Source organism: Alienimonas chondri (assembly GCF_013036045.1).
GTDB lineage: Bacteria > Planctomycetota > Planctomycetia > Planctomycetales > Planctomycetaceae > Alienimonas > Alienimonas chondri.
The window spans coordinates 1-11,073 of record NZ_WTPX01000149.1; the positions used below are offsets into that span (position 1 = coordinate 1).

Below are 11,073 nucleotides of genomic sequence, written 5' to 3' on the forward strand. Positions count from 1 at the left end.
AGCCGTGGCGGGTGGGGGTCGAGACGCCCCATCGGGATCCCACCGGCCAGAAGCGCTCCGTACAGCGGGGCGTCGCCCTCGGCGGGGGGACGGAGTTTCTCGCTCTGGCGACGAGCGGTAACTATCGGAACTTCTATGAACTGGAGGGCGAGACGGTCGTGCACACGATCGACCCGCGGACCGGCCGTCCGGTGCGGGTGCAGGCCGACCAGCCGTCACTTGCCAGCGCCACCGTGCTCGCCGCCGATTGCGCGACCGCCGACGCCCTCGCCACGGCCGTGATGGCCCTCGGCGCGGAAGACGGCCGCGCCCTGCTGGAACGCCGCGGCGTCGCAGCGTTACTGATCCTCCGAACGGGGGACCGGTTGGACGAAGTTCCAACCCCCAGGTTCGAGCAGGTCTTCGGCGAACGCTAAGGCGAGCGGTCGCATGTCGTAGCGGCGGCTTCCAGCCGCCGACTCTCGGCGTGGCCATGTCTACGACCCCCGCTCGCTGCGCTCGCGGACGGCGGCAAGATGCCGCCGTTACGGCTCTACGCAGCCTGCTCTAGCCCCGGTGCGGCGGTCGTCGCCGTTCTCAGCGGGCGGAGTCCGGGGCGACGACCGGGGCGGGGCGGCGGCGAATCCCCCGTGGCGGGTTCGGCGGAGAGCGGGACGATGAGGCACACGCCTCACCGGAGACCCCGTGATGCCGACTTTACGCCTGCGCCCCGCCGCCGATCGTCACGCGACCGGTCGTCATGACGCCGAGTCGGCGCAAGACGCCCTCGTCGCTTGCGCCACGCCGCTGCCGTCCGTCTACGGCCCGACGGACGAGGCCGACGCGGCGTTGGACCCACTGATGGATCGCATCGGCGACGCCTCCTTCGTCCTGCTGGGCGAGGCCTCCCATGGGACCAGCGAATACTACCTGTGGCGGCGACGGATCACGGAGCGGCTGATCCGGGAGCGGGGGTTCGACTTCGTCGCCGTCGAGGGCGACTGGCCGGACTGCGCGGCGGTGAACCGCTACATCCGCGGCGAGTCGGACGGAACGCCTGAAGAAGTCTTGGGGACCTTTCGCCGCTGGCCGACCTGGATGTGGGCCAATCGGGAGGTCGCGGATTTGACGGCGGCCTTGCGGGAGATCAATGCGGGCCGGCCGGTGAAGCGGCAGGTCGGCTTCTACGGGCTCGACGTGTACAGCCTGTGGGACTCGCTGGCCCGCATCCGGGACTACTTGGAGGAGTACGCGCCGGAATCGTTGGAGGCGGCGGAGGAGACGTTCGCCTGTTTCGGCTCGGACTTCGGCGACGAACAGGGCTACGCCCGCCGCACCGCCTGGATGCCGGAGTCCTGCGAGCGGCAGATCCTCGAGCTGCTCGCCGAGACTCGGAAGGCCACGCTGCGGGACGGCGATCGCGCATTCGACGCGGTGCAGAACGCCCTCGCTGCCCGCCACGCTGAGGAATACTACCGCACGATGTCCAGCCCCGGGCCGGAGAGTTGGAACATCCGTGATCGCCATATGACGGACACCCTCGCCCGGTTGATGGACCACCATTCCGATCCCGCCCCCGGCGGGCGGCGGGCGAAGGCGATCGTGTGGGAGCACAACACCCACATCGGCGACGCCCGGGCGACGGACATGGCCGCCGCCGGGATGGTGAACGTCGGCCAACTGGCGCGGGACCGGTTCGGGGCGGGCGAATGCGTGCTGGTCGGGTTCGGCTCCCGCCGCGGCTCGGTGATCGCCAGTCGGCGGTGGGGGGCGCCGATGGAACGCATGCCGCTGCCCGAGGCCCGCGCGGATTCGTGGGAGAATCTGATGCACACGGCGTTCGACGGCGGCGACCGCCTGCTGATCTTCCCCGACGCCGACGATTCGGCAGAGCGAGCCGCCCCGCTGCACGACCGCCGCGGTCACCGGGCGGTCGGCGTCGTTTACAGGCCGGAGGCCGAACGGGGCAACTACGTCCCGTCCGACCTCGCCGCTCGCTACGACGCCTTCCTCTACGTCGACCGCACCCACGCGCTCCGCCCCCTGCACGAAGAACCGCGCGGCGAGCCGGACGAAATCCCGGAGACCTACCCCAGCGGCGTGTAGTCCGCACGAAGAAAGCGGCCCGCGGGCGGTCGGCGGATCGGCCCCGCCCGCTAGACTGGCGACGATGGAAGCTGCCCCCGTTCGCCCCTCGTATCGCCGCGTCTGGCTGACGTTCCTCAGGAACAGTCTCGTCCGCGAGATGACCTTCCGCGGGAACTTCCTCGTCACGTTGCTGACGCGGGCGTTCTATTTCGCCGCTCAGGTGACGCTGTTCGAGATCATCTACGGCTCCGTCGATCAGGTCGGCGACTGGAAGCGGCCCGAGTACTTCGGCTTCATGGCGACCGGGCTGCTGGTGAACGCACTGGTCGAGACGTTCTTCATGCCGAACCTCAGCGCGTTCAGCGAGCTGATCCGCACCGGCAAGCTGGACTTCGCCCTGCTCAAACCGGTCGATACGCAGTTCCTCGTCTCGTTCGAGAAGGTGGAGGTCGCCCAGTTGGGGCAGGTCGTGCTCGCCCTGGGCCTGCTGGGCTATTCGATTACGTCGCTCGACCTGTGGGGCGCGTTGTTCCTCACCGCGGGCGGGCTGGTGCGCGTCGCCCTGTATGGGCTGCTGGTCGGCTGCGCCACGGCGTTTTTTTACAGCCTGATGATCTGTCTGGCGGCGGCGAGCGTCTCGATGGGACGCAACACCGGGCTGTACGACTTCTGGTTCTACGTCACCGTGTTCGCCCGCTATCCGCGGGACATTTACCAGACCGGCAGTCCTGCGGCGGACGCATTAAGCGTCGCGTTCACCTACGTCGTGCCGATCCTGTTGGTGGTCACCGTCCCCGCCCGAGTGATCGTGAAGGGGGCCTTTGAATGGCCGTTCGTGCTCGGCTGTCTTCTCGCGGCGGCCGGGGGACTGGCGGTCAGCCGAGCCGTGTTCCGCCGCAGCCTGCGGGGCTATCGCAGCGCGAGCAGTTAAGCGGTGGGGGATGTCCCGTTGGGGATCAACGGGGGACGGATACCATTCGTTCCCGAAACTCCCCGTTGCCACAGGATCTCCGATGCCTCGCACCTTCTCGGGCCGCTTTGACGGTCAATCGTTCGTGATTACCGGCGGCTCCGGCGGGATCGGTCGCGCGACCGCCGCCCGCATCGTGGCCGAGGGCGGTCGCGTGTTGGTCACCGGTACGAACGCCGACAAGCTGAAGGCCGCCGCCGAGGCGATTCCGGGACTGCTCACGCTGCAGAACGACGCCGCCGACCCCGACGCCGCCGCCGACCTCGCGGAGAAGGCGAAGGCGGAGTTCGGCACGCTGGACGGCGTGTACCTCAACGCCGGCTTCGGCGTGATGCAGCCGCTGGCGGAAGTGACCGCGGAGGACTTCGACAAGCAGTACGCCGTGAACGTCCGCGGGGTGGTGCTGCACGCCCAGGCGCTCGCTCCGCTCGTGAAGCAGGGCGGCAGCCTGCCGATCACCGGGTCGGTGGCGAAGTGGCTCGGGATGGAGGGCGGCGTGCTCTAAAACAGCACCAAGGGAGCCACGCGAACGATCTCCCGCGTGCTGGCCAAGGAGTTGGCTGATCGCGGCATTCGGGTGAACGAGGTCAGCCCCGGCCCCATCGGCACGGACTTCTTCGATCGCACCGGAATGCCGGACGAGCAACAGGAGGAGATGGCCGAGGGCCTGAAATCGCAGGTGCCGCTCGGCCGCTTCGGCGAGCCGGAGGAGGTCGCCGCGGTCGCCTGCTTCCTGTTGTCCGACGACGCCGCTTACGTCACGGGCAGCGACTACGTCGTCGACGGCGGTCTGACGCTGGCCTGACGCCCGCACGGGCATGGCTGCATGACCAGCGTCAGCTATTTGTTAGAGGGCTGATCGAAGAAGCTGTCTTCGTCCGACGTGTCGTCGTCATCGAAGTCGGCGAACGGATCGTCGTCCTCGTCGGCCTCTTCAAACTCGGCGCTGTCGGCTTCGACGAACTCGGCGCTGTCCCCGAATTCGGCGCTGTCGCCGAATCCGCCCTCGAGGTCGTCGTCGTCCTCATCGACGAGAATCTCGCCGGACGTGCCTCCGGTCGCGAGGATCGCGGAGGATTCCCGGACGTCCAATTCGTCGCTGCCGTCGTCGGCGACGAAGATTTCGCCGCTCTGCTCGTTGGCGGCCCGGGGTACGGGGGCGCCGCGGTCGGCGGCGCCGCGGCCTCGGAAGAAGATCACGATCGGGGCGATCGTCACGACGATTCCGCAGATCAACGCGATCACCAGCGTCGCCGCCAGCGGGATGGAGGCGAAGATCTCGCCGGAGTGGCTGAGGATCGCCATCACGATCAGCACGGCGACCGCGGCGCCGGGGATCGCGGCGACCAGCGAACTCAGGGCGAAGCTGCGGGAGGTCACGGAGCGGGCGGGGCGAGAGGGAACGAAACGATCGCGGTCCCCCATTGTGCAGCCCCGGACGACGAAGGGGCAACGAGCCGCGCGCGAAGCGGGGAGTCCGGTCGGCGCCAGGCGCCGGTCGTGCCGGTCCCCCGACCCGATCGGGCCTCCGTCCGTCAGACAGGCGTTACGCCGCGGAGGCGATCATCGCCCGCAAGCGATCCTGATCGCGGCTCTGCAGCGTGCGAGCCTCCGGCGTGGAGGGCACCCGGGAGCTGACTTCGGACAGTTCCGCCTTTGCGGCGACGACGTCGATCTCACTGGGCGGCATCGCCCGATTCGTCAACACGGAGACGGTGCCCCCGCTGACTTCATCCCCGGGCTTCGAGGGCGAGACCTGCACGAACCCGCCGGCGACGAACCACGTCTGCTCGCCGCCGTCCACGTTCGACGCGTCCTTCAACCCCCGCACCGTCAACCGCCCGTAACCCAGCCGCGCGACCATCGGCGCCCGGCCCGGCAGAATCCCGGCCATGCCGTCGGCGAGCGGCAGTTTCACTTCGTCCACCGCCCCGGTCAGCAGCGTTTTTTCCGGGGTGACGAGAGAGAGCGTAAGCGGCATGGAGGCGGTTGAGAGCGGAGAGTCCAGAGTTGAGAGGACGACGTTGCGGCGGGGCGAATCGAGAGTCTCTCAACTCTCAACCCTCACCGCTCAACCCTTGTTCGCGTTCGCGGCAGCCTCGTCGATGCTGCCGACGTACATGAAGGCGCTTTCCGGCAGGTGGTCCCACTTGCCTTCAACGATCTCCTCGAAGGAGCGGAGCGTATCGTCCAGCGAGGTGTAGTTACCCGGCTTGCCGGTGAAGACTTCCGCGACGAAGAACGGCTGACTGAAGAACCGCTCGATCCGGCGGGCCCGGTTCACGGTCTGCTTGTCGTCTTCGGACAGCTCGTCCACGCCGAGAATCGCGATGATGTCCTGCAGCTCGCGGTAACGCTGGAGCAGCCGTTGGACCTCGGTGGCGATCTTGAAGTGACGCTCGCCGACGATCTGCGGGTCGAGGATTCGACTGTTGGACGCCAGCGGGTCGATGGCGGGGTAGATGCCCTTTTCGGAGATCTTCCGGTCCAGATAGATGAAGGCGTCCAGGTGGGCGAACGCGGTCGCCGGCGCCGGGTCGGTCGGGTCGTCCGCGGGGACGTACACGGCCTGCACCGAGGTGATGGCGCCGTTCTTGGTGGAGACGATTCGCTCCTGTAACTGGCCCTGCTCGGTGCCCAGCGTCGGCTGGTAACCCACGGCCGACGGCATCCGGCCCAGCAGAGCGGACACTTCGCTGCCCGCTTGGCTGAATCGAAAAATGTTGTCGACGAAGAACAGGGTGTCTTTGCCGGTGGTGTCGCGGAACCACTCGGCCATCGTCAGGCCGGTCAGGGCGACGCGGAGGCGGGCGCCCGGGGGCTCGTTCATCTGACCGAACACCATGACGGTGTTGTCGATCACATAGCCCTCGCCGGAGCCCATCGCGGTCTCCTGCATTTCGCGCCAGAGGTCGTTCCCCTCACGCGTCCGTTCGCCCACGCCGGCGAACACGGAGTAACCGCCGAACTCCTTGGCGACGCGGGCGATCATCTCCTGGAGGATGACCGTCTTGCCCAACCCGGCCCCGCCGAACAGACCGGCTTTACCGCCGCGAACGAACGGGATCAGCAGGTCGATGACCTTGATGCCCGTGACGAAGACTTCCGTCTTCGGGGAGAGCTCTTCCAGCTTCGGCGGATCGCGGTGGATCGGCCAGCTTTCCTTCGCGGCGACCGGGCCGCGACCGTCGATCGGTTCGCCCAGCAGGTTGAACACGCGGGAGAGCGTTTCGTTCCCGACCGGCACCGTGACGGGCCCGCCGGTGTCCTGCACTTCCTGGCCGCGGACCATGCCGTCGGTGCCGCCCAGCGCGACGCAACGGACGCGGTCGCCGCCGAGGTGCTGCTGCACTTCGCCGGTCACCTCGACGTCGATGCCGTGGTTCGTCGCTTTGACGGTACAGGCGTTGTAGATCTCCGGCAGTCGCCCTTCGGGGAACTCCGCGTCGAAGGTGGACCCGATGATTTGCGTCACGCGCCCGGTCGCCGGGGCGGAAGAGTCGGTGTCGGGAACGGCGGGGGCGGCGACGGACATACGGGTCGGCGGTGCGAAGAGAAGGTCTGCGGGACGATAAACGTTGGGGACGCCCGATTCGAGGAGAACCGAGCGCCCGGGCGGGCGGCGGGAGCGTCCTACTCCAGCGCCGCGGCGCCGCCGATGACTTCGGCGAGTTCGTTCGTGATCTGAGCCTGACGGGCCCGGTTATATTTCTGGGACAGGTCGCCGATCATTTCGTCGGCGTTCTCCGTGGCCCCCTTCATGGCGACCATCCGGGCGATCTGCTCGCTGACGGCGCTATCGAGGAAGCACTTGAACAAACGGGCCTTGAACGCCGCGGGGACGATCTCGTCGAGGATGTCCTTCGGGTTCGGCAGGAACTCGTAGTCCACCTGCCGGCCGTCGGCTTTCGGAGCGGCGGCCCCGTTGCCCGATGAATCCCCGGCGCCCTCGGCGAGGCCGGAGAGCGGCAACAGCGTTTCGACGACCGGCTCCTGCTTACCGCTGGAGACGAAGCGCTGGTAGGCCACGTCGAGCCGATCCAGGTTGCCGTTGAGGAACTCGCGGACGTAGCGGTCGGCGATCGCGTCCACGTCGGCGAAGGCCGGCTGATCCTCGAATTGCGTGTACTTTTCGGTCGGGGTGATCTGCTGGAATTTCAGATAGCTGATCCCGCGTTTGCCGGAGACTTCCAGATCCAGCCCGACGCCGGCTTGCGCCCGAATCTCGCGGACGCGGGCCATCGCCTTCCGCAGCACGCCGGAGTTGAACCCGCCGCACAGACCGCGGTTGCTGGTCAGCACCAACACGGTGAGGTGCGACTCGTTCTCCGGCTCCTTGAGCAGCGGGTGCGAGATCTCCCCGCCGGCCGCGGCGAGGTCCGCGACGACTTCGCCGATCTTGCGGGTGTACGCCGCCGCTTCCGTGGCCCGGTCCTGGGCCTTCTTGAACCGGGCCGTGGCGATCAATTCCATCGTCCGCGTGATCTTGCGGATGTTCTTGACGGACTTGAGCCGCTTAACAATCGCGCGGGCGTTGGCCATTCAGTCGGGATGGGAGGGGGGGGAGGGAACCGCGCCCGTCAGGAAGCGGCTCTGGTGGGTTGCGGGGTCTTAGAGCCGGCTCCCTGACGGTCGCGGTTCTATATCGCGGCTCAGGCCGCGGTCGCCGGGGCGGGGGCGGCGGCCGCGGAAGCGCCGGACGTGGCGCCGGCGGCCGTCTTCTCGCGGTTCATGCGATCCCGGTCGAAGAACTCCTTCAGCGCCGCTTCAAGCGAGTTGACGATGTCGTCGCCCCACTTCGATCCGCCTTCCAGCGAAGCGTACACCTCGCTCTTTTCGTCCTTCATGAACTGCAGCAGTTCGCCTTCGACGGCGGTCACTTCGCTTGTGGGGACGCTGTCGAAGTAGCCCTTGGTCCCGGCGTAGATGCTGATGACCTGATCTTCGACCGGGTACGGCTGGTACTGCTTCTGCTTGAGCAGTTCGACCATCCGGGCGCCGCGATCCAGCTGCTTCTGGGTCTCTTTGTCCAGGTCGGTGCCGATCTGGGCGAACGCTTCCAGCGCCCGGAAGTTCGCGAGGTCCAGCTTCAAACCGCCGGAGACCTTCTTCATGGCCTTCGTCTGGGCGTTGCCGCCCACGCGGCTCACCGAGATGCCCACGTTAATGGCGGGGCGAACGAAGGCGTAGAAGAGGTCCGGTTCGAGGTAGATCTGTCCGTCGGTGATCGAAATCACGTTCGTCGGGATATAGGCGGAGACTTCGCCTTCCAGCGTCTCGATGATCGGCAACGCCGTCATGCTGCCGCCGCCGCGTTCGTCGGACAGCTTCGCGGCCCGTTCGAGCAACCGGCTGTGGGCGAAGAACACGTCGCCCGGGTAGGCCTCGCGACCCGGCGGGCGCCGCATCAGCAGGGAGAGCTGACGATACGCCTGGGCCTGCTTGGACAGGTCGTCGTAGACGACGAGCGTCGCTTCGCCCTTATACATGAAGTACTCGCACATCGCGGCGCCGGCGTACGGGGCGATGTACTGCAGCGGCGCCGGGTTCGAGGCGCCGGCGACCACGACGGTCGTGTAGTCGAGGGCGCCGTTGAGGCGGAGGGTCTCCACGATCCCCGCGACGGCGCTGTCGCGCTGGCCGCAGGCGACGTAGACGCACTTCACGCCTTTGCCCTTCTGGTTGATGATCGTGTCCAGCGCAATCGCGGACTTCCCGGTCTTCCGGTCGCCGATGATCAATTCGCGCTGACCGCGGCCGATCGGCACCATGGCGTCGACGGCTTTGATGCCGGTTTCCATCGGCTCGGTGACCGGCTGGCGATCGACCACGCCGGGGGCGGCCGTTTCCAGCGGCCGACGTTCGCCGGTGACGATCGGGCCGGCGCCGTCGAGCGGGTTGCCCAGCGGATCGACGACGCGACCCAGCAGGGCTTCGCCGACGGGAACGCTCAGCAGTTCGCCGGTCGTCTTGACGGTCTCGCCTTCCTCGACCGACAGATAGTCGCCGAGGATGATGATGCCGACGCTGTGTTCTTCAAGGTTGAAGACCAGGCCGGTCACGCCGGAGGCGAACTCGACCATTTCACCGGCCATGGCGCCGGAGAGGCCGTGACAACGGGCGATGCCGTCGCCGACTTCGAGGACGCGTCCGACCTCGGCGGTCTCGACCGCCCCGGAGAAGTCCTCAATCTCCTTCCGAATGACGGAGGCGATCTCGTCCGCTTTGAATTTCATGGGTCGCTTTGGCTTTGAGACGCCCGCGGAGCTGCCGCAACCGGGCCTTGAGAGAGGAATCGTAAACGGTGTCGCCGACGCGAATCACCATGCCGCCGAGGATCGCCGGGTCCACCTCCGGGATCACGACGGGCGTGTAACTGGTCGCCGCGTTCAATTCGGACTCGACCCGCCGGAGGTCGGCGTCGGAGAGCGGCGCGGCGGTCGTGACGACCACCCGCTGCTTGCCGAGTTCCGCTTCCCGGGCGACGTGGGCCTCGCCGAGAATCTGCGGGAGCAGTTCGAGCCGCTCGTGCCGGGCGAGCGTCCGCAGGAAGTTCGCGAACACCTTCGAGGCGTGCGGCGCGATCGCACGATCGATCAGCGCCACCTTCTCGTCCCGTCCGAGCGCGTCGCCGGTCAGCATCCGCTCGAACTGCGGGTTCGGAGCGAACACGTCGTCCTGCAGGCTGGTGAACTCCTCCAGCACGGAGTCGACGTCTTGCCCGGCGGCCCGCAGGAAGGCGTCCGCATAGGTGCGGGCGATGGCGATGGAGGACGGATCCTCCATCACGCTCTTCGTGCGAGCTTCCTGGGCGAGCGCTGCGGTGTCGGCGTCAATCACGGGGGCGGGGTTCGTCTGGCGTCCCGGGCGGTCGAGGGAGGAGAGGGGACTAGGCCCGGGAGCCGCGGAACTCGGCGATCGACTGGTCGATCAGCTTCTGCTGAGTCTCGTCGGTGAGGGTCCGACCCAGCACCTGCTCCGTGGCGGCGGCGAGTTGGTCGTTGAATCCGGCGAACAACTCCGCCATCGCCTGGTCCTTCGCTTGCTCGATGTCGTGCAAGGCCCGATCGCGTTCCGTCTTCGCGGAGGCCTGGGCGTCGGCGAGAATGTTCTGACGGGCGACCTCCGCATCGCGGCGGGCCTCGGCGAGAATCTCCTTCACCTGATCCTGTGCCTTCGCCATCTCGGCGGAGTGCTGCGACATCAGCCGTTCGCTCTCGACGCGGTGCTTCTCCGCCGTCGCGAGATCGCTGCGGATGCGTTCCTCCCGCTTGTTCAACCCCGCCGACACCGGCTTCCACGCCAGGAAGGTCAACGCGGCCAGAAACAGCAGGAACACGATCCCGCTGACCAACGCGAGGTCCGCATCGAACCCGGCAGGCAGGCCTTCCGGGTGGTCGTCGTGGGCGGCGTCGTGCAGTTCATGCTCCGCATCGTGCAACTCTTCCGCGACGTCGGCGGCGACAGCCGGGGACGCGCCGAACGACAGCGCGAATAGCGCGAGCGGAATCAGAACGAAACGAGCGGCGGTCATCGAAGCCGAGCGGGAGTGAGAGGAGACGCGGAGCCGGAGGCGAACCAGCGGACCGAAACTAAACCGCGAGGCAGAAGGCCAGGCCGATGATCGTGGCGCCTTCGATCAGCACCGCGGCGATCAGCATCGCGGTCTGGATCTGGCCGGCGATCTCCGGCTGACGGGCCATGGCGCCGGTGGCGGCGAAGCCGCACAGGCCGATGCCCAGGCCGCCGCCGATGACGGCGAGGCCGATGCCGATCGCGGGCAGTTGCACGCGGCTGGCGGAGGCCACGGTTTCGGCTTCGTCCACATCCGCCGCCTCGTAGACGACGGGCGGCGTCAACTGGGCGCTCGCGGCGTCCGGGGCCGCGGCGAACACGAGAACAGCCAGGGCGAAGGCCTTGAGGAGGGTGGCAGGCCGGAGCGTCCGAAGCACGGTGGGGTCTCGTCGAGAGGTGGCCCGAGCAAGCCGGGCGGGTGGGTGATCGATGGGCCGGTTTCGATCCGTCGCCCCGGAGAG

General features: G+C 67.8%; 11 protein-coding genes and 1 pseudogene. 4 read left to right on the top strand and 8 right to left on the bottom strand.

The window, feature by feature from the left end; all coding sequences use genetic code 11:
- The 4 genes and pseudogenes from LzC2_RS17425 to LzC2_RS22380 form a co-directional block, all read left to right on the top strand.
- Positions 1-416 (top strand): FAD:protein FMN transferase (locus LzC2_RS17425; protein ID WP_171189299.1); only part of this gene is annotated, 416 nt, incomplete at its 5' end.
- A gap of 271 nt (positions 417-687) precedes the next feature.
- Positions 688-2,085 (top strand): erythromycin esterase family protein, encoded by a 1,398-nt coding sequence (locus tag LzC2_RS17430; RefSeq protein ID WP_171189300.1) that lies wholly within the window; start codon positions 688-690, stop codon positions 2,083-2,085.
- A 64-nt stretch (positions 2,086-2,149) separates the two neighbouring features.
- Positions 2,150-2,998, top strand: coding sequence for an ABC transporter permease (locus tag LzC2_RS17435; RefSeq protein ID WP_171189301.1), 849 nt, complete (start codon positions 2,150-2,152; stop codon positions 2,996-2,998).
- 82 nt (positions 2,999-3,080) lie between these two features.
- Positions 3,081-3,842, top strand: a pseudogene (locus tag LzC2_RS22380) (SDR family oxidoreductase).
- A gap of 35 nt (positions 3,843-3,877) precedes the next feature.
- Here the strand turns inward: LzC2_RS22380 and LzC2_RS17445 are convergent.
- From LzC2_RS17445 to LzC2_RS23075, 8 genes are all read right to left on the bottom strand, one after another.
- The gene (locus tag LzC2_RS17445) at positions 3,878-4,417 is read right to left on the bottom strand and encodes a hypothetical protein (RefSeq protein WP_171189302.1); all 540 of its coding nucleotides are present in this window, start codon (positions 4,415-4,417) and stop codon (positions 3,878-3,880) included.
- Between the two features lie 166 nt (positions 4,418-4,583).
- Positions 4,584-5,018, bottom strand: coding sequence for a FoF1 ATP synthase subunit delta/epsilon (locus LzC2_RS17450; protein WP_171189303.1), 435 nt, complete (start codon positions 5,016-5,018; stop codon positions 4,584-4,586).
- A 90-nt stretch (positions 5,019-5,108) separates the two neighbouring features.
- Positions 5,109-6,572 carry a F0F1 ATP synthase subunit beta gene (atpD, locus tag LzC2_RS17455; protein ID WP_171189304.1) on the bottom strand — a complete coding sequence of 488 codons (1,464 nt, stop codon included), beginning with the start codon at positions 6,570-6,572 and terminating at the stop codon, positions 5,109-5,111.
- A gap of 98 nt (positions 6,573-6,670) precedes the next feature.
- On the bottom strand, positions 6,671-7,579 hold the full coding sequence (atpG, locus tag LzC2_RS17460; RefSeq protein ID WP_171189305.1) for an ATP synthase F1 subunit gamma: 909 nt from the start codon (positions 7,577-7,579) through the stop codon (positions 6,671-6,673).
- A 110-nt stretch (positions 7,580-7,689) separates the two neighbouring features.
- Complete coding sequence (atpA, locus tag LzC2_RS17465) at positions 7,690-9,273, bottom strand: F0F1 ATP synthase subunit alpha (RefSeq protein WP_171189306.1); 1,584 nt, start codon at positions 9,271-9,273, stop codon at positions 7,690-7,692.
- A complete protein-coding gene (gene atpH, locus LzC2_RS17470) occupies positions 9,224-9,877 on the bottom strand; it encodes an ATP synthase F1 subunit delta (RefSeq protein ID WP_171189307.1) in 654 nt (217 codons plus the stop codon). The genes atpA and atpH overlap by 50 nt, the downstream gene beginning before the upstream one ends.
- A gap of 49 nt (positions 9,878-9,926) precedes the next feature.
- Positions 9,927-10,571, bottom strand: coding sequence for a F0F1 ATP synthase subunit B family protein (locus tag LzC2_RS17475; protein ID WP_171189308.1), 645 nt, complete (start codon positions 10,569-10,571; stop codon positions 9,927-9,929).
- A 58-nt stretch (positions 10,572-10,629) separates the two neighbouring features.
- Positions 10,630-11,073: ATP synthase F0 subunit C (locus tag LzC2_RS23075; protein ID WP_246255100.1), on the bottom strand; the 444-nt coding region annotated here is incomplete at its 5' end.